The following is a 23,079-nucleotide window of genomic DNA, read 5'->3' on the forward strand; positions in this document are numbered from 1 at the left end:
AAAACCTTTATGATTTTATACTCGCCTTCACCGTGAGAAAGCTTTTACAATTCTGCTAGAAATGCTTCGATTTCTTCTTGTGTTTTTCGGTCTTTACTTACAAACCTTCCTAGCTCTTCTCCATTTTCAAAAGCAAGGAAGCTCGGGATTCCGAACACATCATGATCGATACAGACTTGCAGGAACGCGTCGCGATCGACCATCACGAAAGTATAATCTGCAAATTTCTCTTCTACTTCAGGCATGAATGGTTCGATGACCCGACAATCCGGACACCAGTCTGCGGTAAAAAGAAAGACGCTCTTACCATTTTTATAGGTTTCCATTTGTTCGATAGATTCAAGTGTTTTCATAACGACACCTCCGTGGACATCCTAGCAGACATCCACTTTAAAATCACTTCAAATGCTTCATTCATAGTTGATTTTCATATCGCCCGGCTGGATCCAGCCTTTTTTGCGGAACCATTCAGCGATGACGAGACTGATTATTGCTGGAGCGATAACGTGCAAAATCAAAATGATTCCGATGATTTCCCAGCTGAGCCCCATCGATTCGATTGTCATGATCTGTCCAACGAATCCGCTCGTTCCCATCCCTGCACCTGAAGCATTATTGACCATCTGTAACCATACTGTCGCAACAGGGGCAAGTATTGCACCCGCGATGGTGGGTGGTAAAAGAATCAACGGCTTTTTGATAATATTCCCTACTTGCAGCATCGATGTACCGATACCCTGGGCAAGCCATCCACCTAATCCGTTGTCGCGATAACTGATGGTAGCGAACCCGATCATTTGAGCCGCACAGCCGACAGTGGCTGCTCCTGCGGCTATTCCATCCAACGAAAGCATCAGTGCAATTGCCAAGCTGGATATCGGAGCAGTCAAGGCAAGTCCCATCAAAACAGCTACAAGGATTCCCATTAGCAATGGTTGCTGTGTCGTCGCCCACTTGATGACATCACCGAACCAGGTCATGAAGTTCCCAATTGGCGGTCCGATGAAGCTGCCGACCAGAAATCCGATAGTAATGGAAACAAAAGGGGTGAGAATGATGTCCACCCGTGTCTCTTTACTGATCATTTTACCGAATTCCGTAGCAAACAGTGCCGTCACATAGCTGCCTGCAGGACCGCCAAGCTGCGCACCGAATGCCCCGCTGAATAAAGCTGCGAATAGAACGAGCGGAGGAGCGCCTAACCCATATGCGATAGCAACCCCGATTGCCCCTCCCCAAATCATTGGGTCCATTGCAAATGTACCCATTTCGATCAATTCGTCGCTTATAAAAGCCATAAACGTGCCCTGAAGCTGATCGCCGAGAGTTTTTATGATCAATCCTATTATTAAAGATGAAAATAAACCTAATGCCATATAGCTTAAAGCAGTGATCAAATATGCTTTTGCACTGATATGGACGCCTTTTCTCTCCAGAAAATTCTTCATTGCTTTCTCCCCTTGCATAGACTCAATCTCTTCCATATTACTCTACAATACCACTAGTGTAAAGACACATGTAAACTAAATAAAAAGTCATGTAAATATGACTACTATTCGACAAATCTTATTGTTTTTACCCTCCATTAGTTCTATAATTATGAATAATACAAAAGTGATTTACAACTATTGGAGGGGGTAAATTGAAATCGATACGAAATAGGGTCAGGTTGATATTAGGTCTGTCCTTGATCAGTCTATTGGTATTACTTGGATTCGCTGCCGTTTATTTCAATCAGCAGAATGATATGGCTGGCCAAACGGAGGATGTCCAGGAAGTTTTGTTACATAGTGAAAGAATCAATACCTTAATGTCCGCTACCGAAACAAGTCAGCAGCAGTTTTTTGCAACGCCGAGTGAAGAAGCAGCTGAATCGCTTCAGGCTTCCATTGCTCAATTGAAACAGACAGCCGGGGATTATGCTAAGGAACATAGTAACTATGATGAAGTGGCGAAACAGTTTGCTGCGGTAGAGGAGAGCGCGATTCAGTATGAAAAAGAATCCGAACCTCTGATCAACATGTTCCGCCTTGTCGGCTTTGAAGAAAATGAAGGCATGAAAGAATTCATCGCTACCTCTTATAGTGAACTGGAGAGCATGATTGAAAGCGCTGATGATCCTACCCTCAAAAATGGTCTTCTCTCTCTGAAAGTACTGGAACAAACATTCCTCCAGACACCTACAGAGGAGAATTTCAACCAATTCAAGCAAGGGAAACAGGCATTTTCAGACCTAGCAAGAGCATCTGAACTTCCATCGGAAAATCAAAGTGCAATCAACACCAACCTGATGAAGTATGAGCAGACACTGCGTTCGATTTTCAATACGATTACACAGGCGGATGCAATTACGCAGACGTTCGGAACGATTTCTTCGAATATTTCTGACCAGGTCAATCAGGTCGTGCTTGCAACGGAAGACATCAATGCAGAAATCCGCGCCCAACAGGAAGAGACGACGCAATCCATGGTTCTTCTGTTCATCGTTATAGCAGGCGCAGCAATTCTTATCACGTTAATTACAGGAATTATCCTCATTCGTTCAATCACGAAGTCGATCGTTTCTTTGAAAAAAGGAGCGCAAATCATCGGAGATGGTGACTTATCACATCGGGTTGATTTGAAGACGAAGGATGAAATGGCTGAATTGGGCAATACCTTCAATCAAATGGCAGAACGTATGGAAGGCTCTGTACGAAAGGTACTTGAAGCAGCTGGAGTGCTTGGAAGCTCGTCTACTCATTTAGCTGAAGTATCTGAACAGACTGCCCAGCAGGCGGATGAAGTCAATGATGCCATCAACCAGGTTGCAGTCGGTTCCCAGGATCAGGCTGGAAAGATTGATGAAAGTACTCAACTGATCGAACAAGTTTCTCAGAAAATCAAAAGCACTGAAACGGCTGCCGAAAAGATCTCCCGCTCCCTCAATGAAGCAGGAGTTGAAGGAAAACGCGGCCTAGCCACAGTAGAAGAACTCAAAGAAACATCGGATTCATTCATTGAATTGGCAGCTCACCTGACGAAAGAAGTCAAAACTGCCACGGAGCAGTCACAACAAGTCAATAAGATCGTTACGACGATTGAAGAAATTGCTGACAATACGAATCTATTAGCACTTAACGCAGCAATTGAATCCGCACGTGCCGGTGAAGCAGGTAAAGGCTTTGCTGTCGTAGCGGATGAAGTGAGAAAACTTGCAGAACGCTCCAAGTCAGAAGCGCAAGGTATTCAGCGCTTGGTTGTAGAGATGTCCAGTCAAATGACGAACCTCTCTAAGGAAGCGGAAAAGTTCGATACTTATCAGGATGCACAGTCATCTGCAGTTACACATACGAGAGATGCCTTCAACCGGATTGCATCCAATGTGCTTGAGATGAACGAGCAAATCAAAGATGTGAAGAACTCCATTTCGGATGTCGATCATGTCAATGAGGAACTGAAACATAAACTTCACGAAATCAGCATCATCTCTGAACAGGCAGTTGCCACTGCTGAGGAAGTCGCTGCTTCAAGTGAAAGCCAGTCACAGTCCATTTCCCAGGTTAACCTCGCTGCGGGAAGTCTGCAAAGCCTTTCACAGGAGCTGGAAGCGGAAGTTAGCCAGTTCTCCATTTCAGAGGAAACAGAAGTAATCGAAGAAGATCTGGTTGAGCAGGACCAGGCAGAAGGCTTCGAAGAGGATGACTATTCTGCAGAGGTTACTGACGAATCAGAAGAAGAGATTCCTTTTGTTGATGAAGATCATGAAGATGTCACTTACTTTACTGAAGATGAGGAAGTACAAGATAATGATGAAACAGACCTTCCTGATCAGCATAAACTATCTTCATAAAGTACAATAATACAAAGAAAAAGCAGGAGATCCACACATGGATCTCCTGCTTTTTCTCATTCTGTATATGCAATGGAGTTGGCAATCTTCATCATTTTTTCAGCATCGTCAGGTAAATCGCTTTTTTCGGTATAGGTGGTGATTTTCACTCCACCTACTCCTACTTGGAGTTCATACTTATCCTGCTCATTGATCGGCAGTATCCTTACATAACCGAAGCGGTCATCGTCTTCGAAAGCTTCCAGAAGAATATTATCCTCTACTTTGGAAGCTGATTCATAGTTCAACTTGCTCGTTCTTTCTTCCATTGAATTATAGAACAAGATGAAAGTCTGATCCCCTTCAGCGATGATCAGGTTACTTTTCGATTCGTCCGAAATTTCCATCGAGTCCGGCAAGTATAGCGTAAATCCTAGTGCATCTGTATTGGACTTGACGTCCTCTTCCGAAAATGCAGTTTCACTGACTTCCTTCGTCTTCTTCAGCGCATCATCTTCGGACATGAACATTCCACATCCACTCAGGATCAATGCAATGAGCCCCATGATGGCACCTACCATTTTTTTCATCGTTAATTCCCCCAGTGTTCTCTTTTTCTACAACTATAATACTATTAATTTCAAATTTGACAAGTGCATACCGGAAATCACGTGAATGGACAAGCTCAATCAATTGTGCACATAATGAAAAGGTATCTACTATTTAATGGGGAGTGTTTAAGATGGAACTTACGGTTTATCTTGCCGGACAGATCCACGATGATTGGCGCGGAGACGTTCGCACGAAAGCGAAGGAAAAGAATCTTCCATTAACATTTGTCGGCCCTCAGGAAAATCATGGGCGATCCGATGATATCGGAGAAGCGATTCTTGGAGAACAACCTGGAAAGTTATATAAAGATGATGCAGCTTCAAGCATCAATAATTTCCGTACAGAAGTTCTGATGCAGAAATCTGATGTTGTCATTGCATTGTTTGGGGAAAATTATAAACAATGGAACACGGCGATGGATGCAAGTGCGGCGATGCAGATGAATAAACCGACGATTGTTGTTCGTCCTGAGTCATTGATCCACCCATTGAAAGAGTTATCGAACAAAGCGAATGTCACTGTAGAGACGATTGATCAGGCTCTTGATGTACTCGCATACATTTATGAATAATAAAATAATTCAAAACTATTAAAGACCCGACAATTTATGATCGGGTCTTTTGCTTTGAATCAAATGGCCGCTTCGTCAACCTACTTCGCTTTCCGCGGGCACGGCCGAAGCCTCCTCGGGAAGTAAATGTCACTTCCCTGTGGGGTCTTCGACTCGCGCTGTTCCCGCTGGAGTCTACGTAGGTTGACTACGCTGAATCTAATGATTAGATTAAGTCGCTCATTTTCTACTTTCTAATTTTTCGCTATCTTGTCGATTAAAGTGTTCAGCCATTTCTTCTGTAGTATTCGTATTGTCCTTTTAACAATTTGACGACGTGGGCGAACATTTCCTGACGGTTGACGAGTTCATTCGTGAAGATGCCAACTGCCCCTTCATTCTTCCGGACTTCTTGTCTAGAGGCATAGTCATCCATTACTTCGCCAAGTTCTTTTCCTTTTTCAAGTTCCTCTTTAATTTCATCCGGCAAAGGAATTCTTGCGCCGCTTGCAGTATAGAGGTTCTCCTCATCGTCGACCATCGCCCCCCAATTACAGAGGTATAACTGATCTTCAATTTCCATCACGCCACCTTCAAGTCCGAGACCGAAGCCGTTCTTTTTGATCTTAGCGCATTCGCGCGCCCGGTTGATTGCTCCTTCCAATGTTTCTTCATCAGAAAAAGGCTGCGCGGAAACTTTGGATTCTACCTCAACACCTTCGACATTTGCTGATTCGAATACTGTCTTGACAGCGTTGATTTTGGTAGGATTTTTGGAACCTATATATAGTTGGACCATGTATGTTTTCACCTTTCCTCTGGTGTGATTACTCATGCATTTTTACTATTCTATCACAAAAGATGATGAAGATTAAACCAACGATTGGAAATGTAAGAAGGGAATCCAAAATAACGGATTCCCCAAAAATATCTTTCTCCTATTTATCAGCCATTCTTCCTTATCTGTTCTACGGTGTTCTGGTCTGTATTTTTGACAAGTTTGATCAATAGTTCTTTCGCAGCGGCATAATCGTCTACATGGATGATGGAAGATGACGTATGGATATACCTTGAACATATGCCGACGACAGCGGATGGCACACCATCGTTCGATATATGGACACGTCCTGCATCCGTGCCACCTTGGGATACGAAGTACTGATATGGAATATCATTCGACTCCGCTGTGTCCAAAATAAAGTCGCGGATGCCACGATGTGTCACCATCGAACGATCGAGAATTCTCAACAGGGCTCCTTTGCCAAGCTGACCGAACTCTTTCTCGTCTCCACTCATATCATTTGCCGGAGAAGCATCCAAAGCATAGAAGATATCCGGCTGGATCATGTTCGCTGCAACTTGTGCACCTCGTAATCCAACTTCTTCCTGAACAGTAGCACCTGAATACAATTCATTCGGAAGCTTGTGTCCTTGAAGCTCTTTCAATAGCTCGACTGATAGGCCACACCCATAACGGTTATCCCATGCTTTTGCCAAGACTTTCTTGTCATTGGCCATCGGGGTGAATGGGCATGTTGGAACAATCTGCTGACCAGGCTTGATTCCGATCCGCTCAGCATCTTCGCGATCATCCGCACCGATATCGATCATCATGTTTTTCACTTCCATCGGCTTTTTCCGTTGTTCAGGGGTAAGGTTATGAGGAGGAATCGATCCCACAACCCCGACTACCGGTCCATTTTCAGTAATGATTTGCACGCGCTGTGCAAGCATCACTTGATTCCACCAGCCACCGAGTGTCTGGAATCTAAGCATTCCATTTTTCGTAATCTGAGTAACCATGAATCCGACTTCATCCATGTGACCAGCAACCATGACCTTCGGGCCTTCGCCTTTTTTGACACCGAAGACTCCTCCGAGCTTATCCTGGATAACCTCATCCGAATACTTCTCCAACTCGCTTCTCATAAATGCACGTACCTGATGCTCATTTCCTGGAGCACCTGGCAACTCTGTCAATGTTTTGAATAGTGACAATGTATCTTGATTCATATGTATCGCTCTCCTTTCACACTTAACCTCTATTTTACCGAAATTTTTGAATCGTTTCTACTTTCAAGGTTTTCATTTTCTTTATGAGGGAACATTTAGTATACTGGATGAAGATATTACTATAACTGAGGTGAATGTTGATGAATTGGAAGAAAGTAGCCCTGGCTGCAGGTGTTGGAGCACTTGCAGGTTATGTAGTCAAAGAACAAGTTGCCAACAGGCAAGGTGTGACACCAGAGAAAGCACTTAAAATCGCAAAAGAATCATTTAAAAAACAAGGTCCGATCAGTGGTTCATGGATCTACATGAAACCTGAACAGTTAAGTAAGAACGGAATAGACTATGATGTCTACCGTGGTGGCGTCTCCAAGAGCCAGGACGGTGCAACGACTCAATATGAATTCTTCATCGATTCCAGCACAGGTACGATCGTAGACGTAGCTGAAGCAAATTAATAAGTGAGAAAGCCATGCTGTAATCAGCATGGCTTTTTTCTTTTACTTATATTCATATCTTTCTCTTTCGAGTCGTTTGGTCACAGCTCCGGAAGTATCTACCTGCAAAGCACGATAATACGCATCATGGTAGAACGTGAACCAGGCATTCCGATCATAGCCGTAGTCCAGCCATTTTTTCTTTTGATGGACGGATGTCACTGGAAAATCATCATAAGCAAGTACCCACAGCGGGTTCTGATGACCATGTGTCGGCATCAGGTCTGCCATATGGATAAAGGTTTCCTCCCCATCTTCAAACACAAGAATGGAATGTCCGTCACTATGGCCACCAGTATGAATCATCGTAAGACCTGGAATGATCTCCAGTTTTTCCTCGTAAGTATTCATATGATCCTCGACAGGCTTCCAGTTATCTTCCCAATATGTATTCTTCGATCGCATATTAGGATGCTTCATTTCGTCCCATTCGACAGCAGATGTATAAATCGGAGTGTCACCGAAAGTTGGAACAAGTGTATCGCCATCCCAACTCGTCAGCCCACATGCGTGGTCGAAATGAAGATGTGTCATCAGGACACCATCCAAATCCGCTGCTGAAAGCCCCACTTCCTGCAATGAGGTGAGCACCGAGGACTCCTCCAAGACGCCAAAATTACGCTTCATTTTATCATTCATCTTCTGATTACCTATACCAGAATCAATCAGAAATCGCGAGCCGTCGATTTCAAGAAGAATAGGGTCTGTCCGCAATTCCACCTGATTGTTCTCATTGACGGGATACTTTTTCTTCCATAATGGCCGTGGAACCACACCAAACATCGCTCCACCGTCCAGATGAGTGACGCCTCCATTCAGCCATGTCAACTTCGCTCTTCCAACCTGTAATGTTTCCAAGCAGATCTCCTCCTCCTGTCTGAACACTCACAGTGTACCATATACAAGAATCATCTTGAAAACGTTATCATCCCCGGAAGGAAGCTTTACAACGATAGATCGGCTGGCCTTTGGCAGCGAACTTTTCTTCATATTCGGTAGTCACGTTCATTGGATCCTCCAAGCCATGAAGGTCAAGCGCAACCTCCTCAAGCTGCATACCATAAGCGGAGAAACTGACGAGTGAATACTCGAACAAGCCTCGATTATCCGTTTTGAGGGTGACCTTTCCATCCTGCTTCAATACCGCCTCATATTGCTCAAGGAATGTGTGGAACGTCAATCTTCTTTTCTCGTGGCGTGATTTCGGCCATGGGTCTGAAAAGTTCAAGTAAATGTGATCGATTTCGTTGTCTGCGAACATTTCTCTCAAATCCTTCGCATCCACATTCACCATGCATACGTTGTCCACTTCAGCATCCATCACCTTTTGAACGGCTGTTACGATGACGCTTTTGGCAAGTTCGATTCCGATAAAGTTGATTTCGGGATGCAGGCTGGCCATGCCTGCGATGAATTGCCCTTTCCCGCTTCCGATTTCTATGTGAATAGGTTGATCCTTCTTGAATAGGTCTTTCCATTTTCCTTTATGTTCGAAGGGCTCCTGAACGACAATGTGATCATTCTCTTTCAAAAAGTCGTCTGCCCAAGGTTTGTGACGCATTCTCATTGCTTATTCCTCCTGTTCTTCCGTTTAAATCTTACCATGCAACTGCCTTTTTTAAAAATTTTTTTGTGATTTTCTAGCATAAGGGCGTATAGCCGAGCTTATCGGCCTATGTTTTCCTATAGAGGAGATATATACGCTAAGGCATGGAGCATACATATAGAAGAAGCTATATATGATATGTACCTTCTTGGGATGTAAGCGCTTCCTGATATATGATTAATAGCGTGTGATAAATACTAACCATATGGAGTGAGTAATCAACTGATGAAACTTTTAACAGGTATGATTGAAATGAGTATTCTTGCTGTATTTTCAGTACTATTTGCTGGATATGCACTGTTCATATATCCATTCGAACAGATGACACAGAAAGTGAACCCGGAAGTCCGTAAAAATAAGATGAAGTACGCACCTCAAGCATAAACATCCTCAGAATTACTTCAGATAAATAAAAAACTTTGGCTGGAATTCCGGCCAAAGTTTTTTTGTATAGGAAAATCGATATGATAGCACTCTAATAGATAAAGGGGTGTTCCTATATGTCATTGACAGTAAACGACCAATTGAATATGCTTTATGACCTTTTGACAGAACAATGTGAAGATGGCTGTGGTACGGTATCGGAATGCCAGCAGATCGCGAGGATCGTCCATTCACTCCAATCGAAACAGATGGATTCCCGTCATGAAACGCTGACAGGGCACCTGCCGAACATCTATGATTATGGGAATAACGTACAATCCACCCAGCAGCTCGACGATCACATCCGCAGCAATCAACCGAATTTGCATGAATGGATCTCCGTTTTGGAACAGATCAAAGATCAATGATATTAAATCTGACCATCAGCTGCTTCAGCGCATCAATGCGTTGGGCAGCTTCTTCATAATCTCCACGCATACGGTGCCATTGGATGAAGGCAAGGGATTGAGCCACTGCATACCATGACATCCGTTCATATATATTTTGACTTTCTTCAAGACCATACCGTGCAAGCCAGTCTTCCCAATCCTCCCTCGGAATGTACCAATGAAGCAGCATTCCAAGATCCATAGCAGGATCAGCCACCATCGCATTGTCCCAATCAATCAAATACAATTGATCGTTATCGGATAGCAGCCAGTTGTTATGGTTCATATCACAATGGCATACAACATGCCTATCTGTATGCACATATGGCAGGTTAGCGGTTAAATATTCAATCGCTTGTCCAATTTCCATACGTGGATCGATTTCTTCGAAAATACGTTCATTGTGACGGATATCTTCCAGAATATCTGCCGGATATAAAGGATGCTTACTGATCCGCATCAGCATATCAAGCAGCTCAGATGAGTGGTGGATTTTACTTAACAGCTTCGCTACGCGAGGATGACGCATTTCTTCAGGGCTGAGTTCACGACCTTCCAGCCATTCCTGTGCAGTGATGACATCCCCGTTCTCCAAGCGCTTCGTCCATACCAGCTTTGGAACAATTCCTTCTGCAGAGAGGACAGCAAGAAATGGGGAGGAATTACGTTTTAAAAACAAACGTTTTCCATCCTTCTGTGCGTAGTAGGCTTCACCGGTGGAGCCTCCAGCTGGTGTAATTGACCATTCATCTCCAAGTAACTGTTCCAACCATTTCACCTTCAATTCCTCAAATCTTTATGTATTCCCGTGCACTTCAATAAAACCAGTATACCTTATTTTAGCTCAATCTACATCAAATGTGACAATAAAATTACAATAACATATTTTTGGCATTTGTTCTTGATTTTCAGGTCTGGATATGAATCGGAAGTCTAAGCGACATGGAATTCTCTCATTTCTTCCGTTTTCTTTATTTCACAAGTATCTGCCATGGAAGTGTCCCCATCTATTTGAATAGGAATTCGCTGCTCCGCTTCAATAGTGATCACGTTCCCTTTTAACAGATGTACTTCTTTGAACCTCGTATGCTTTCCAAAAAATACTGTAACAAATAGAAAGAGCACTTTCCATTTTGAAATATCATCGATCACTAGCACAGAAAGCTCAGGCTTTTGAATATGAGCAGTGGGAGCGATTTTCATTCCTCCTCCATAAAAAGGATGATTCGATATCGTCACCATGAAGCCTTTTTCAAAACGTGAGACATGTCCATCCACGATAACTTTGAGTGCCACCGGTTCAAACCGTGATAACCCCTGAATCAGCGCGAGTACATAACTCAATGACCCTATTCCTAACCGATTCAATATTTTTTTGTATCGGGATTTGTTTGCAATCAACGCTACTGTAGCATCAAAGCCAATACCGATACTGTTCAGAAAGAAAGCCGGCGGCAGCTTTTTACGACCATTGATGGTGTACATCCCCAACCTGCAACGGCGGCTCTTTGGACGTGTTACAAGCTTCCTGAATAACTCCAGTGAATTAGACTTCACGCCGATTCCCCTGCTGAAATCATTCCCTGAACCAGCAGGTATCGTAGAGACTGGGATTGAACGGTGATGCCTCAAACCATTCATCACCTCATTCAATGTACCATCGCCACCGATGACCAAGATGGATGTAATCTTTTCTTTGTAAATTTCAGCAACCTGCTCCGCAATTTTCTTTCCGTGCCCTTCATATTCCGTTAAAAATGTTCGACATTCCTTTTGTTTGAACAAGGGATCTTTCTGAATCGTTTTGAAAAGCTTCATCGCTTTACCATTACCAGCCGTCGGGTTGACGATTACGATATACATAAGATTTTCCTCCTAGAACTTTTATCCCGAATCATTATACAAATACCCCTCCTTTATTATACTATGATAATAAAGGGAGGTAAGGACATGGAAAATAAATGTGTATTTTGCGGAACTTCTTTCCGAGTGCCTGAACATGGGGAACTAATTGCCAATCATGAAGTTCTTGATCTTACGGATAAACTCACAGACTATGATACTAATGAAACAGGAACACACTATAGGTTTCATTCGCCTGATGAGCTAAGAACAGCACTGGAAAATGAGGTCGACAATTCAAGTGAGGAACAATGGGTGAAAATTACAGATGGAACAACTGACCGTACCTATTCAATTGCTGTGAATCATCTCTATTATCGTCTCACATCTCCAGAAATGGCTGATATCATCCATGAAGGTGCATTCGAATCACACCTTCAGCCAATCGTACATATGAGTGATGAAATTGTCTTCGGTTACGAAGCACTATTACGCACCCATGACAGACGATTCAATCCAGGGCAGCTATTCGAATTCGCCTCGAAGGCAGGGTTGCATTCCATGCTGGACCAGAAGGCTCGAAAATCTGCAGTGGAAGCCAAATCAGTGGCTGTACCAACCGGGCAGAAAATCTTTATCAACTTTCTCCCATCTACCATCTATGTACCGGAGTTTTGTCTGAAGCACACCTTCCACTTGATTGAAAAATATAACATCGATCCTGCTGATGTCATCTTCGAAGTGGTCGAAACTGAAAAGGTCAGCGACGTCGATCACCTGAAGAACATCTTCGATACGTACAAAAAGTCAGGTATGAAGGTTGCTTTGGATGATGTCGGTTCAGGTTACAGTACACTTGAAATGCTTACGTTGTTGAAACCGGATTTTGTGAAGATCGATCGTTCCTACATTACGGACTGCCATAAGAATACAGTCAATCAGAACTTCCTTTTTGATGTAATCGCCCGTGCTAAGGGCCTTGGGATCACCACTTTGGCAGAAGGGATCGAAACAGAAGAAGAATGGAACTGGTTGAAAGAGGCCGGCATCGACTTAGGACAAGGGTATTACATCAGTAAGCCCCAACCCTACAAAGAGCTTGCCACTAGTCTTCCATCATAGATTCTTCTGAATCAAGTTCCCACTCTGGTCGTTTGATGGCATTCGTCTGACAGTGGCGGAGCATGGCCTCTGCTGCTTTCAGCTGGATATGTTTCAATGGGGAAGTGCTTTTCCGCTTCTCCTTGAACCATCCTTCATATGCTTCCACCCCGATGTAGTCTGTGTTATAAGGCACTGTGGAAGATTCAATCTCATTTTCGGGAGCAAGTACCACTTTCCTGTAAGGAAAATCGATATTGTAGTTGTTAAGGACACTCTTTACAAAGGTTTCAGATCGCTTCAAAGATATTAACGGGCTGATGGTACTTGTACGGATCCCTGCTTCTTCTATGTACCACGTACGGTCGTCATGTGGTACCAGCTTCGCTGTTGCAGGAGGAGTCATTATATGAATGATTTCCATTCCAAGCGGACCAATCAGAATGAGATCAATCTCCATCGGCGCTTTCTTTATTTGAACAATTGGCTGGTACATTACCAAATACGTATCAGGAAACCGCTGAAGAAAATACTTCAGCCATTCATTTGTTCGATACGTGTGATCAAGAAACGATTTTTCCCTCAACGTCGTAGAAGCCCATTTCAGTTGGAACCCCATCAATTTATCCAAGTAGGATTGCTTCAATTCAGTAAGACTCTCCGGCAGCTGTTCATTAAGATCAGGCAGCCGCTCAGGAGTATCTATTGATTTTTTCTTGAAAAGTCGCTTCCAGCGAGGAGCTTCATCTTTATCCTCTTTATCTTCAAACTCCTCATACTCCTGCTTTTCCGGCTCCATAAGCTGGTGTTCCCATAACTGCTTCGTCTTTTGCCAATTCGACTGCTTAAGCCGGATATACCGGCCAGGATATTTGTACAGATCCGATTCATAACGAGACACGTAGTCCTGCAGCTTGATCAATTGGGCCATTCGTTCACCTCATTTCAAATGGATCGTTTTGAAAATTTCATACATCGGTTCTTTGTTCGGGTGGATACGGTAAATGTGAAAGTGATCTACCTTAATCTCGGAAGAATAATCGATGCTCTCCAAGTCCATGGACAGCTTTCTTTGGTTGTCTTGCCATTTCTTCGCAAGCGTGATGTGCGGACTATAAGACCGCTTCTCGATAGGAAAACCCTGCTTGGATGCAACCTTTTCCACTTGCTGTTGCAGCTCGGCAAGCGATTCTGTTTTTTCCACGTCAACGAACATTACTCGTGGTTGTGAAGGATTACCGAAATAATTGAGTGTCTCGACTTGCAAAGAAAAAGCAATTGAGAGAACATCCTGCTCTAGTGCATTTCCCAATTGTTCAATGACTTTTGTCGATGCCCCACCTAAAAACTTCAACGTGATGTGCATATCTTCAGGGTGTGTCCACCGTTTATAAGACACCTTCCCTTTCAACTGTTCCTGAACGAGCTCCAGTTCCTCCTGCTCTTTGGAAGGAACAGGTATGCCAATGAAAAAGTGTGCGTGTTCCATTTGATGCATTCATCCTCTCTGCAAAACCATTGCTTTATTCTTCTGCAGGCTGACAACATAAATAAGCACGATACCAATTGCAGTCATCATTGAAAAGAACCCGTACATGCCAAATACACTAAAGTGGTCGATCAGCACGCCTCCCATAAATGTGAAGAAAGCATTTCCCATTCCGTTACCGACAGCCGAATACAATCCTACAGCTGTAGCTCTTACACTGGACGGGGCAAGTTCACGTACAAGGATCAGCGCAGCAGGAATATAGAGCCCGACAGATATCCCCTGTACGATTGTAGTAGCATAGACGATGGCACTTGATGGTTCGAAGAAATACAACAGCCAGCGTGCGAATGACACACTGGAACTCAATAAGAGAATATTGAAGATGCCGAACCGATCGATCACCTGCTGGGAAAACTTCATGAATGGCGCTTCACTTCCGGCTGCAAACAGAAATGCGATACCTACACCCGATAGCGTTCCACCGACACTTAAAATGAATGTGCCGAAATAATAGTTGTTTGCAAGTACTGGACCGAATACAAGGAAATTGGAAGCAAGGAAAATCAAGAAAGGTTTCTGTTTTGACAGAGTCTTCAACCCGCTTCGGAAGGAAACAGAAACCGCATCCCCCTGCTTAGGAAATGATTTCAATGTGAACAGTGCAAAGATCAATCCGCCAGAGAAAAAGTAAAATACCCAACTTAATGAGTTTGTCACCTCGGTCACTTGTCCAAGAGTGAAGACAGCGACAGCAAATCCTACCGCTCCCCACAGTCGGATATTTCCATATTGCTTGTTATTGGCCTGCACGAAGCTTAAGGATAAACTGTCGGATAAAGGTACGATTGCGGACTGAAACATGGCAATCACCAGCATGCCGAACAGCAAGGTAAGGAATGTCTGCATTTCCGGGTAAATAACACCAAGAACCGAAGCTGTGATAGCTGCAATGATAAGCAATCTCCTCGGTCTTCTCGTATAATCACTGATCATCCCCCATATCGGTTGGATGAAAATCGTGACGATCGGCAAGGCTGCAATGATCATACCGATTTGTGTATGACTCAACCCCTTTTCCTGTTCCAGGAATACAGATAACAAAGGAAAAAGCGAGCCGAATGAAAAGAATGCAAAAAAGTAGAATGCTTGTAAGTAACGATATGTCTTTTGGATCTCTTTGTAATTCATGATGAAGTCCTCTCTATCTCTTCAAAATCATTTTGTCAGCTCATAGATTGCCTCTGCATAAATGGAGATGGCAAGCAGCATATCTTTTATCTTTACATGCTCATCCCTTTGATGAGCAGTATCTGCGCTATGAGCAAACATTGCTCCGTAAGCAACTCCAGTGGTCAATGCACGCGCATATGTCGCCCCACCGATGGAAATTGCCCGTGACGGATCTCCACTTTGCTTGTTGTAGATGGATAGCAAGGTTTGCACATCCGGATGCGTCTCTTCTACGTGGAGTGACTTAAGATGATCATACAGCTCATAGCTCCCATCATAACTTTTAATCACGTCACTGAACTGTTGAATCAGCTTGTCGCCGTCTGTTGATACTGGATATCGCATGTTGAACCCGATCTCTACTTTCTGTTCTTTCCATCTTAACGAGCCGATATTTAACGTCAACTCTCCTGATACGTCATCCGATGATTGAATACCTATCGCCTTGCCTGATAGGTCACTGAGGTTGTCAGCAATCAGTGCTAATACATCACTTTTCTTTTGGCTGAAAGGAAGATTTTTCAGGAATCGTGCAAGCCGATCAATGGCATTGGCACCTTGAGCTGGCTTGCTTGCATGTGCTGCCTTCCCTTCCATTTGAAGGGTGATCCGGTTGCCATCAGCAGTTGCGTTACCTGTCCACTGATTAGAATCTAAAAAGACCTGGTAATCATTGATGACTTGAACAGGTGCTTCCACTTCAAGTACTGCCTCTGCATAATCAGGGACCATGTTCAGCCTGTCCCCACCTGTGAAAGCTTCAAGCTTCATCGTATCCGACTCCTCATCCTGGGCATCAAAATATGCATAGCCGTCGACTAGTCCCTTTTCTGCATGGATGACCGGGAAGGCAGCATCTGGTGAAAAACCGAAACCAGGCATTTCTTCCTTTTTGAAGTAATGCTTGATTCCCTGCCAATCTCTCTCTTCATCTGTACCGACAATCAATCGTATCCTTTTTTTCGGCTCAAAGCCTTGATCTTTCAATAGTTTCATTGCAATATAAGCAGCTATCGTTGGTCCTTTGTCGTCCTGGGCTCCTCGAGCATAAAGGTTTCCGTCTCTTATCTCAGGTTCGAATGGATGGCTTGTCCACCCGTCTCCTGCAGGAACGACGTCTAAATGTCCGAGGATACCGATCAAGTCCTCACCTGTGCCCCATTCGATATGCCCGGCATACCCGTCAATATTTTTGACCGTGAATCCGTCCTCTTCACCGATGTGCAGCATTTCATGCAATACATCATCAATCGACTTGCCGAAAGGATAGTGATTACTTTCCTCGTACACACTTGGAATACGCAGAATCCGGTCCACTTTTTCAAGGAATTCTTTTTCATACGTCTTAGCGAGTGCTTTGAACTCCATGTCATGCCCTCCTCAACTTGTTATAAGTCTCTTCATCACAAATAACGAACAGTTCAGCATCCTCAGGTAAGGATTCATCCAGTCTGCGGTTGATATCAAGCCTGTCGCGATCTGCGATCAACGTAGCTCCATGCTTCAGCAAGTGATCAAATGCATCTCTATAGGTAGACCAGCTTTGGTGCAAAGGAACGTGATACAAATCATCACCGAAGGAGCGGCGCAGCAGTTGTCCATAGATATTGGATACACCTTTCATAAAAGCAGAACGCACGACCAATGATGAAATCGTCTCGTTGGAGATGATGAATTCATCAACTTTGATATGTTCAAAATTCTTCAAATGCTTCTCTTCCATTACCTCAACTACTGTATGTACATTTGGTGCCAGTGCTTCTACGGTTGATGCAACGAGCATCGTCTTCCCATCCACAAGTTGATGATCCTCAATTTTATCATCTGCAAAAATCAGAACCGCTTTCGCCTGGCTCACATTTGCTTTTACCAAGGTTTCCTGATGGGAGGCGTTCCCTTTGAGGTAGTGGACATTATCTTTTAGCATCGGAGCTTCTTTCAAGTCATCAATGATGACGATTTCTGTTTTTTTATTCGTCTGTAACATCTCTCTCACCGCAAATTTCGCTTTTTGCGACCAGCCAATAATGATGTAATGATTCATTTCTTTGACCACGATATCACCCTCCACTCGTTTTTGTCGAAATTTCGCCAGTCCTTCCACCACTTTACCAATTACGATTCCGATTAAACCAATACCGACCATATAAAGGATGATCGCCACAATCCTTCCACCTGCAGTCCCTGGAGAATAATCACCATAACCTACGGTGGTCACCGTGGTCATCACCCACCAAAAGCCATCAAAGTATGTAGGAAATGTCTGTGGTTCGATTTGTACAATCAGTATCGACGCGATACTGACCAATAATGTGGATGATAGGAATAAAACCTGATTACTGATGCTGACCATCCGTGCAATCAGTTTTCTAAGAAAAAACATGCCCTTCACTCCTTTCTTTCTAAATGTATTGTAAAGGATTTTTGTAGAATATGTAAAAAATCAAGCGAATTGTAGCATAACTTTCTGAAAGTAGTGTAAAATATAACTAACTTCATAGACTTTCACAGGCACGATTCCACAAGGTGAACAAGGAGTGGTTATTTGAGTCAACCAACGTCTCGCATGCTGAACCGGATCAAAGCTGTCTATCTTTTCATTAAAGAGAGAAAAACAGTTTCGACTGCAGAAATAGCGGAGGAGTTTGGGATTACCGATCGAACCATCCAAAGGGATTTAAGTGTACTGGAATACAATGGTCTTGTAGATAGTCCGAACCGCGGAAGGTGGACTGTCACTGAAAAGAAAGTGCGAATATCATGATGATAAAGGTAAGGCACCCGGGATATCCCGGGTGCTTTTTTGGTTAAGAATCTGTTTGGTTTAGAGACTTCAAATAAGTGATTTCTTCATCGGTAAGTTCCCGGTATTCCCCAGGCTCAAGCGTTTCATCGAGCTCCAACGTTCCCATTTTCAGGCGCTTCAGATAGGTGACATGTTTACCGACCGCTTCAAACATACGCTTCACCTGGTGGAATTTCCCTTCCGTAATCGTCAATTCAATTTCCGATTCTGCACCTGAGGATAGGATAGTCAATCTTCCTGGTTTGGTATGATAGCCATCATCCAGTACTACACCTTCAGAAAATGCCTTGATATCGTCCTCTGTTACTTCTCCATCGATGGTCGCGTAGTACAGTTTCCCGACATCTTTTTTAGGGGAGGTCAATTGATGCGCCAGTTTCCCATCATTCGTCAGCAGCAGCAGACCTTCTGTATCCTTATCCAATCGACCGACAGGAAAAGGATTGAAGATGATATCTTCCGGCTCCAGAATATCGACGACAGTGGTCTCTGACACATCCTCTGTTGCAGAAATCAGACCATCCGGCTTGTTCATCATCAGATAGATGAATTCACGATACTCTACTGCTTCTCCCTGGACAGTCACCTGATCCGCTTCCGGGTCCACATGAACTTTCGGGCTTTTTACAGGAGTTTCATTCACTTTCACTGCACCTGTTTTTAACAGGTTCTTCACTTCTTTCCGCGTACCATATCCCATATTTGCTAACAGTTTATCAATTCTCATGCTGATGCTCCTTTATTCCGTTTGAGGAAGCGGTCCAATACACCGATTCTTCCTCCTAACACACGTTCCAATAATGTTGATTTATAAGCAAGCCATAGATATACAGCTGCCCCTAGACCGACACCGACCAACAAAGTGACCAAAGCACCGATTCTGCTTTCATCCGCGTTCAATAATCCGCCTAGACCCCAATGGATGAAGAAAACGACGACAGCCATCAAGCCCGTGAAAATCAACATCAGCAGCGAGCGTTTGAAAAAGGCGATGAGCGGGATGTTGATGGTGCGTTTTACTCGCCACAGGTTCAAGAGGACTGCTGTTCCAACCGCAAGCCCCGTGGCAAAGATGGAACCTTTAGGCCCGAATACAAGGATAAGCGGAATGTTAAGACATGCCTTGATCAGAAGACCTGCTCCTAAGCTGATGACAGCGAAGTTCTGCTGACTGATTCCCTGAAGGATAGAAGCACTTACAGTGAACATCCCTAATAGTAATGCGACTGGAGCGTACCAGCCAAGCAATGTTCCTTTCAAATCAAGCCCCTGCATACCATAGATAGTTCCATATGCCTCACTTGAAAGAATTGAAAGGCCGGCAACTGCTGGCAAAATCAACAGCATCACGATTTGTAATGCCTGGTTGATCTGCTTGAATAACTGCCCTTTCTTTTCTTCAGTGAATGATTTGGTGATAGCTGGCAAAATTGCTAATGATAAGCCAGTCGCCAACGTAACAGGAATAATAACAAGCTTATGGCCATAAAGGATAATTGCAGCGAAAGCAGATACCGCCTGGTCTTCCAGTCCCGCAGCCACCATCGCATCCTCAAATGTGAACTGGTCGATGACCTGATAGATCGGTGTCGCTACGCCGACAAGTACGAACGGACCAGCATACATCAACAGCTCCTTGATCATTGATTTTTGTGATAAATCGTACGAATATTCCTGAGTTTCCAACTGCTTATCAAGGTAGGGCTTTCGTTTTCTCCAATAAATGAACAGGACCACTGCAGAAGCTAATGCCCCGATAAAAGCTGCAAATGTAGCGAAACTTACTGCTAATTGAATCGATCCATCCATGATTTCGGTTATAATGAAAACAGCCCCTAGTAAAAACACAATCCGGACAATCTGTTCGACCACCTGTGATACTGCTGTTGGTGCCATCGATTCATAGCCTTGGAAAAAGCCTCGTACGATACTCATTCCAGGGATGATCAGCAGTGCGAAGCTTACCATTCGGATGACCATCGTCACATCTTCGATGGAATTACCTTTTGTATTTGTATCTGAAACAGACCAGTGGGCAATCCATTCCGCACCAAAGAACATAAGTAAAAAGGAAACTAGTCCTGTAAGTGCCATCAACTGCATCCCGGACTTGAGGATCTGCCTTCCGGTTTCATAATCTCCCAATGCATTGTACTTGGAGACGAACTTGGATACCGCAAGCGGTACCCCGAGAGTGGATATACTGATGAAAATGGTATAAGGGATATAAGCGAAGGAATATAACGTTCCTCCAGTATCCTCGACCATCGCTTCAAACGGAATGACATAGAGCATTCCTAATAATTTTGATAAAAACGTCGCTCCAGTCAGGAGCATCGTGCCTTTGACAATTTTAGACATATACGAAAATTCACCTTCAATTAGTTTAGAATCGGACCAATCTATTTTATCATAAATAAAGGGTAACCACTTGAAATTGTACAACTTATAACAGAATTGAAAGGAATGACGGACGTTTGACATACCAAGTCACCATCATTGGTGGAGGACCATCAGGACTGATGGCCGCCATCGCAGCAGCAGAGCAAGGCGTAAAAACGCTACTTATTGATAAAGGGAATAAATTAGGCAGGAAACTGGCCATTTCAGGCGGTGGACGGTGTAACGTCACCAACCGGCTTCCAAAAGAAGAAGTGATCAAACATATCCCCGGAAATGGAAAGTTTCTTTATAGTGCTTTTTCTGTTTTTGATAACTATGATATCATCGATTTCTTTGAAAACCTTGGAGTAGCACTGAAAGAAGAAGATCATGGCAGAATGTTTCCTGCCAGTAATAAGGCGAAGGATGTCGTCCAGGCACTGCTCAATCGTCTGGATGAGCTGGGGGTCGACATACGTACGAATACTCCAGTCGAAGCCATCCATTATGGAGAGCCTTACCATCACATTATCCTCAAGGATAATGAAAAAATTGAAACGAAGTCCGTGGTGCTGGCAGTTGGTGGGAAATCTGTTCCTCACACAGGCAGCACTGGAGACGGATATGCTTGGGCGAAGAAAGCAGGCCATACGATCACTGAACTATACCCTACAGAAGTATCTTTAATCTCAAAAGATGCCTTCATCAAAGAAAAAGCTTTGCAAGGGTTGTCGTTGAGGGATGTCGCTGTATCAGTGCTAAATGAGAAAGACAAGTCGATCATCACCCACCGAATGGATATGATTTTCACTCACTTCGGTGTTTCCGGTCCGGCAATCTTGCGCTGCTCCCAATATGTTGTAAAAGAGTTCATGAAGGGCCATCGTCCAGTGTCAATGACCATCGATTGCCTTCCTGACACAAAACAGGACAGCTTATTGGAAAGCCTGAAAAACCAACTACAGGATAATCCGAAAAAGACGATGAGAAACATAGTTAAAGGTTTGGTCCCTGAGAGGATGCTGGAATACACATTAAGAGAAGCTGAAATCGACTCGGATTTGAAAGCTGCGAATGTATCGAAAGACCAATTGGAGAGCTTCGTCCAGATGTTGAAAGACTTCAGGGTACTTATCCACGACACTCAATCGATAGAGAAAGCTTTCGTCACAGGCGGCGGGGTTTCCATTAAAGAAGTAGTCCCGAACACGATGCAATCGAAGTTCATGGAGCGTCTCTATTTCAGTGGTGAAATCCTGGACATCCATGGGTACACTGGCGGCTATAATATTACCTCTGCAATGGTCACAGGCAGGGTTGCCGGTATGAACGCAGCTTGGGCTTCAATGGCATAAGAAAAAGAATGAAAACGCCTTACGCACTCCGATAACTTTAAGAAGACCACCTCTATACAAAAAAAGAAGAACGATGCGCTCAATTATGAGCTTCTCGTTCTTCTTTTCAAATATTCTTTTTCTCTGCCAAGTTCACGATTCAGCAGACGATGCATTTGTTCTTTATCTTCATCCGTCACAATCGGATCTTCTTCATGCCAGTCGATCGTAAACAAAAAGTAATACCTTCGAATCCGACGAAAATATAACGTCGATTGCGGAAAACGATCAAAATAGGCACGAACCTGTCCTCTTCTGGAATAACTCCATCTGATCAGTTGCATTATCATCACCTACATACATGTTGTTCATCTATCAGACTTCACCATATGAAAACCAATCCAAGATATGCAATTACAATTCCACTGGACAAATAAAGCGCCCCATATACCTTTAAAGGCTGATATTCTTCCGTCAGACCCATAACTCCCGCGAAAAGCAGTAACACGATGATTGCTATCAAGCTGATATGCTCTGCAGCAGTAATCGCCTCTTTATTGTTCACTAACGAGAATGCAATAGGTAAGGTAATCAGCAGGAGCAAATACTTTATATTCCAATACGTATCTTTTCTTCGCACATTCTCCACCACAGGCACTCACCTCATACTACATATATTACCATATAATAGATTACTAGTTAAAAGAAACCTTATTAAAGAAAGCACTCTTAGATTTAATTTGGTAGTAATAATATTTGATAGTAACAACCCTCTCTATTTAAATCATCCTCTATTTAAATCATCTTATTATTAATTCAAAAATCATATAATCACTATACTGCATATTGCATGAGAATTATTTATATAGGAAAATAAATAAAACCCAGAAGCGCAATGCTTCTGGGTTTCGTCTGTGCCTAGCGGTGTCCTACTCTCACGGGGGTAAACCCGACTACCATCGGCGCTGGAGAGCTTAACTACTGTGTTCGGCAT

At 43.5% G+C, this 23,079-nt stretch carries 26 protein-coding genes; 8 read left to right on the forward strand and 18 right to left on the reverse strand.

All coding sequences use genetic code 11. The features are described 5' to 3' along the window. Positions 1-44 precede the first annotated feature (44 nt). Positions 45-353, reverse strand: a complete 309-nt coding sequence (locus ACFQ2J_RS07695) for a thioredoxin family protein (RefSeq protein ID WP_386058200.1) — start codon at positions 351-353, stop codon at positions 45-47. A 57-nt stretch (positions 354-410) separates the two neighbouring features. Then, positions 411-1,448 carry a PTS transporter subunit IIC gene (locus ACFQ2J_RS07700; RefSeq protein ID WP_386058203.1) on the reverse strand — a complete coding sequence of 346 codons (1,038 nt, stop codon included), beginning with the start codon at positions 1,446-1,448 and terminating at the stop codon, positions 411-413. A 194-nt stretch (positions 1,449-1,642) separates the two neighbouring features. Between ACFQ2J_RS07700 and ACFQ2J_RS07705 the strand changes: the two genes are divergently transcribed. Then, positions 1,643-3,832 carry a methyl-accepting chemotaxis protein gene (locus ACFQ2J_RS07705; RefSeq protein WP_386058206.1) on the forward strand — a complete coding sequence of 730 codons (2,190 nt, stop codon included), beginning with the start codon at positions 1,643-1,645 and terminating at the stop codon, positions 3,830-3,832. A 56-nt stretch (positions 3,833-3,888) separates the two neighbouring features. Here the strand turns inward: ACFQ2J_RS07705 and ACFQ2J_RS07710 are convergent, their stop codons facing one another. Beyond that, a complete protein-coding gene (locus ACFQ2J_RS07710; protein WP_386058209.1) occupies positions 3,889-4,401 on the reverse strand; it encodes a hypothetical protein in 513 nt (170 codons plus the stop codon). A gap of 152 nt (positions 4,402-4,553) precedes the next feature. Here ACFQ2J_RS07710 and ACFQ2J_RS07715 point away from each other — a divergent pair, with 152 nt between their 5' ends. Beyond that, entirely contained in the window at positions 4,554-4,994 is a 441-nt protein-coding gene (locus ACFQ2J_RS07715) for a YtoQ family protein (protein WP_386058211.1), read from the forward strand. A gap of 265 nt (positions 4,995-5,259) precedes the next feature. On the opposite strand, the gene ACFQ2J_RS07720 is transcribed toward ACFQ2J_RS07715, so the two are convergent. Together ACFQ2J_RS07720 and ACFQ2J_RS07725 are read right to left on the reverse strand one after the other, a co-directional pair. Beyond that, positions 5,260-5,772: a DUF84 family protein gene (locus ACFQ2J_RS07720; RefSeq protein ID WP_386058214.1), complete on the reverse strand. Its 513-nt coding sequence runs from the start codon at positions 5,770-5,772 to the stop codon at positions 5,260-5,262. A 146-nt stretch (positions 5,773-5,918) separates the two neighbouring features. Beyond that, positions 5,919-6,986 (reverse strand): M42 family metallopeptidase, encoded by a 1,068-nt coding sequence (locus tag ACFQ2J_RS07725; RefSeq protein WP_386058217.1) that lies wholly within the window; start codon positions 6,984-6,986, stop codon positions 5,919-5,921. Between the two features lie 140 nt (positions 6,987-7,126). Here ACFQ2J_RS07725 and ACFQ2J_RS07730 point away from each other — a divergent pair, with 140 nt between their 5' ends. Beyond that, positions 7,127-7,441 carry a PepSY domain-containing protein gene (locus ACFQ2J_RS07730; RefSeq protein ID WP_386058220.1) on the forward strand — a complete coding sequence of 105 codons (315 nt, stop codon included), beginning with the start codon at positions 7,127-7,129 and terminating at the stop codon, positions 7,439-7,441. A gap of 42 nt (positions 7,442-7,483) precedes the next feature. On the opposite strand, the gene ACFQ2J_RS07735 is transcribed toward ACFQ2J_RS07730, so the two are convergent. Further along, complete coding sequence (locus tag ACFQ2J_RS07735) at positions 7,484-8,338, reverse strand: YtnP family quorum-quenching lactonase (RefSeq protein ID WP_386058223.1); 855 nt, start codon at positions 8,336-8,338, stop codon at positions 7,484-7,486. A 67-nt stretch (positions 8,339-8,405) separates the two neighbouring features. Then, entirely contained in the window at positions 8,406-9,047 is a 642-nt protein-coding gene (trmB, locus tag ACFQ2J_RS07740) for a tRNA (guanosine(46)-N7)-methyltransferase TrmB (RefSeq protein WP_386058226.1), read from the reverse strand. A 264-nt stretch (positions 9,048-9,311) separates the two neighbouring features. On the opposite strand from trmB, the gene ACFQ2J_RS07745 reads away from it, so the two are divergent. Further along, positions 9,312-9,470: a hypothetical protein gene (locus ACFQ2J_RS07745; RefSeq protein WP_386058229.1), complete on the forward strand. Its 159-nt coding sequence runs from the start codon at positions 9,312-9,314 to the stop codon at positions 9,468-9,470. A gap of 116 nt (positions 9,471-9,586) precedes the next feature. Further along, complete coding sequence (locus ACFQ2J_RS07750) at positions 9,587-9,877, forward strand: YtzH-like family protein (protein WP_386058232.1); 291 nt, start codon at positions 9,587-9,589, stop codon at positions 9,875-9,877. Here ACFQ2J_RS07750 and ACFQ2J_RS07755 read toward each other — a convergent pair. Further along, positions 9,864-10,682: a phosphotransferase gene (locus ACFQ2J_RS07755; RefSeq protein WP_386058235.1), complete on the reverse strand. Its 819-nt coding sequence runs from the start codon at positions 10,680-10,682 to the stop codon at positions 9,864-9,866. The genes ACFQ2J_RS07750 and ACFQ2J_RS07755 overlap by 14 nt on opposite strands. 149 nt (positions 10,683-10,831) lie before the next feature. Further along, positions 10,832-11,761, reverse strand: a complete 930-nt coding sequence (locus ACFQ2J_RS07760; RefSeq protein ID WP_386058238.1) for a diacylglycerol/lipid kinase family protein — start codon at positions 11,759-11,761, stop codon at positions 10,832-10,834. 87 nt (positions 11,762-11,848) lie between these two features. On the opposite strand from ACFQ2J_RS07760, the gene ACFQ2J_RS07765 reads away from it, so the two are divergent. Next, complete coding sequence (locus tag ACFQ2J_RS07765) at positions 11,849-12,862, forward strand: EAL domain-containing protein (RefSeq protein WP_386058241.1); 1,014 nt, start codon at positions 11,849-11,851, stop codon at positions 12,860-12,862. Here ACFQ2J_RS07765 and ACFQ2J_RS07770 read toward each other — a convergent pair. From ACFQ2J_RS07770 to ACFQ2J_RS07790, 5 genes are read right to left on the reverse strand one after another with little or no spacing between them, the layout of a single operon-like run. Further along, positions 12,846-13,772, reverse strand: coding sequence for a nuclease-related domain-containing protein (locus ACFQ2J_RS07770; protein WP_386058244.1), 927 nt, complete (start codon positions 13,770-13,772; stop codon positions 12,846-12,848). The genes ACFQ2J_RS07765 and ACFQ2J_RS07770 overlap by 17 nt on opposite strands. A gap of 9 nt (positions 13,773-13,781) precedes the next feature. Next, complete coding sequence (thpR, locus tag ACFQ2J_RS07775) at positions 13,782-14,330, reverse strand: RNA 2',3'-cyclic phosphodiesterase (protein WP_386058247.1); 549 nt, start codon at positions 14,328-14,330, stop codon at positions 13,782-13,784. Positions 14,331-14,339: 9 nt separating this feature from the next. After that, positions 14,340-15,521: an MFS transporter gene (locus ACFQ2J_RS07780; RefSeq protein WP_386058250.1), complete on the reverse strand. Its 1,182-nt coding sequence runs from the start codon at positions 15,519-15,521 to the stop codon at positions 14,340-14,342. Between the two features lie 27 nt (positions 15,522-15,548). Further along, positions 15,549-16,931 (reverse strand): dipeptidase PepV, encoded by a 1,383-nt coding sequence (gene pepV / locus ACFQ2J_RS07785; protein WP_386058252.1) that lies wholly within the window; start codon positions 16,929-16,931, stop codon positions 15,549-15,551. A gap of 1 nt (position 16,932) precedes the next feature. After that, a complete protein-coding gene (locus ACFQ2J_RS07790) occupies positions 16,933-17,946 on the reverse strand; it encodes an ion channel (protein WP_386058255.1) in 1,014 nt (337 codons plus the stop codon). 162 nt (positions 17,947-18,108) lie between these two features. Here ACFQ2J_RS07790 and ACFQ2J_RS07795 point away from each other — a divergent pair, with 162 nt between their 5' ends. Further along, on the forward strand, positions 18,109-18,327 hold the full coding sequence (locus ACFQ2J_RS07795) for an HTH domain-containing protein (protein ID WP_386058258.1): 219 nt from the start codon (positions 18,109-18,111) through the stop codon (positions 18,325-18,327). Positions 18,328-18,370: 43 nt separating this feature from the next. On the opposite strand, the gene ACFQ2J_RS07800 is transcribed toward ACFQ2J_RS07795, so the two are convergent. Next, complete coding sequence (locus tag ACFQ2J_RS07800) at positions 18,371-19,096, reverse strand: pseudouridine synthase (RefSeq protein ID WP_386058261.1); 726 nt, start codon at positions 19,094-19,096, stop codon at positions 18,371-18,373. Further along, complete coding sequence (locus ACFQ2J_RS07805) at positions 19,093-20,730, reverse strand: putative polysaccharide biosynthesis protein (protein WP_386058263.1); 1,638 nt, start codon at positions 20,728-20,730, stop codon at positions 19,093-19,095. Before ACFQ2J_RS07805 ends, ACFQ2J_RS07800 begins: the two co-directional genes overlap by 4 nt. Before the next feature lie 116 nt (positions 20,731-20,846). On the opposite strand from ACFQ2J_RS07805, the gene ACFQ2J_RS07810 reads away from it, so the two are divergent. Then, complete coding sequence (locus tag ACFQ2J_RS07810) at positions 20,847-22,106, forward strand: BaiN/RdsA family NAD(P)/FAD-dependent oxidoreductase (RefSeq protein ID WP_386058266.1); 1,260 nt, start codon at positions 20,847-20,849, stop codon at positions 22,104-22,106. Positions 22,107-22,189: 83 nt separating this feature from the next. Here the strand turns inward: ACFQ2J_RS07810 and ACFQ2J_RS07815 are convergent, their stop codons facing one another. Both ACFQ2J_RS07815 and ACFQ2J_RS07820 read right to left on the reverse strand, forming a co-directional pair. Beyond that, the gene (locus ACFQ2J_RS07815) at positions 22,190-22,429 is read right to left on the reverse strand and encodes a hypothetical protein (protein WP_386058269.1); all 240 of its coding nucleotides are present in this window, start codon (positions 22,427-22,429) and stop codon (positions 22,190-22,192) included. Positions 22,430-22,467: 38 nt separating this feature from the next. Beyond that, positions 22,468-22,737, reverse strand: a complete 270-nt coding sequence (locus ACFQ2J_RS07820; protein WP_386058272.1) for a hypothetical protein — start codon at positions 22,735-22,737, stop codon at positions 22,468-22,470. Positions 22,738-23,079 lie beyond the last annotated feature (342 nt).

The sequence above is a fragment of the Thalassobacillus hwangdonensis genome, from assembly GCF_042675915.1.
Taxonomy (GTDB): Bacteria; Bacillota; Bacilli; order Bacillales; family Halobacillaceae; genus Thalassobacillus_A; species Thalassobacillus_A hwangdonensis.

Coding starts and splice junctions, on each gene's coding strand:
- ACFQ2J_RS07695 (WP_386058200.1), bottom strand. CDS start 353: ATGAAAACACTTGAATCTATCGAACAAATGGAAACCTATAAAAATGGT.
- ACFQ2J_RS07700 (WP_386058203.1), bottom strand. CDS start 1,448: ATGAAGAATTTTCTGGAGAGAAAAGGCGTCCATATCAGTGCAAAAGCA.
- ACFQ2J_RS07710 (WP_386058209.1), bottom strand. CDS start 4,401: ATGAAAAAAATGGTAGGTGCCATCATGGGGCTCATTGCATTGATCCTG.
- ACFQ2J_RS07800 (WP_386058261.1), bottom strand. CDS start 19,096: ATGAGAATTGATAAACTGTTAGCAAATATGGGATATGGTACGCGGAAA.
- ACFQ2J_RS07765 (WP_386058241.1), top strand. CDS start 11,849: ATGGAAAATAAATGTGTATTTTGCGGAACTTCTTTCCGAGTGCCTGAA.
- pepV (WP_386058252.1), bottom strand. CDS start 16,931: ATGGAGTTCAAAGCACTCGCTAAGACGTATGAAAAAGAATTCCTTGAA.
- ACFQ2J_RS07815 (WP_386058269.1), bottom strand. CDS start 22,429: ATGCAACTGATCAGATGGAGTTATTCCAGAAGAGGACAGGTTCGTGCC.
- ACFQ2J_RS07745 (WP_386058229.1), top strand. CDS start 9,312: ATGAAACTTTTAACAGGTATGATTGAAATGAGTATTCTTGCTGTATTT.
- ACFQ2J_RS07790 (WP_386058255.1), bottom strand. CDS start 17,946: ATGTTTTTTCTTAGAAAACTGATTGCACGGATGGTCAGCATCAGTAAT.
- ACFQ2J_RS07770 (WP_386058244.1), bottom strand. CDS start 13,772: ATGGCCCAATTGATCAAGCTGCAGGACTACGTGTCTCGTTATGAATCG.
- ACFQ2J_RS07730 (WP_386058220.1), top strand. CDS start 7,127: ATGAATTGGAAGAAAGTAGCCCTGGCTGCAGGTGTTGGAGCACTTGCA.
- ACFQ2J_RS07750 (WP_386058232.1), top strand. CDS start 9,587: ATGTCATTGACAGTAAACGACCAATTGAATATGCTTTATGACCTTTTG.
- ACFQ2J_RS07720 (WP_386058214.1), bottom strand. CDS start 5,772: ATGGTCCAACTATATATAGGTTCCAAAAATCCTACCAAAATCAACGCT.
- ACFQ2J_RS07805 (WP_386058263.1), bottom strand. CDS start 20,730: ATGTCTAAAATTGTCAAAGGCACGATGCTCCTGACTGGAGCGACGTTT.
- trmB (WP_386058226.1), bottom strand. CDS start 9,047: ATGAGAATGCGTCACAAACCTTGGGCAGACGACTTTTTGAAAGAGAAT.
- ACFQ2J_RS07780 (WP_386058250.1), bottom strand. CDS start 15,521: ATGAATTACAAAGAGATCCAAAAGACATATCGTTACTTACAAGCATTC.
- ACFQ2J_RS07760 (WP_386058238.1), bottom strand. CDS start 11,761: ATGTATATCGTAATCGTCAACCCGACGGCTGGTAATGGTAAAGCGATG.
- ACFQ2J_RS07725 (WP_386058217.1), bottom strand. CDS start 6,986: ATGAATCAAGATACATTGTCACTATTCAAAACATTGACAGAGTTGCCA.
- ACFQ2J_RS07715 (WP_386058211.1), top strand. CDS start 4,554: ATGGAACTTACGGTTTATCTTGCCGGACAGATCCACGATGATTGGCGC.
- thpR (WP_386058247.1), bottom strand. CDS start 14,330: ATGGAACACGCACACTTTTTCATTGGCATACCTGTTCCTTCCAAAGAG.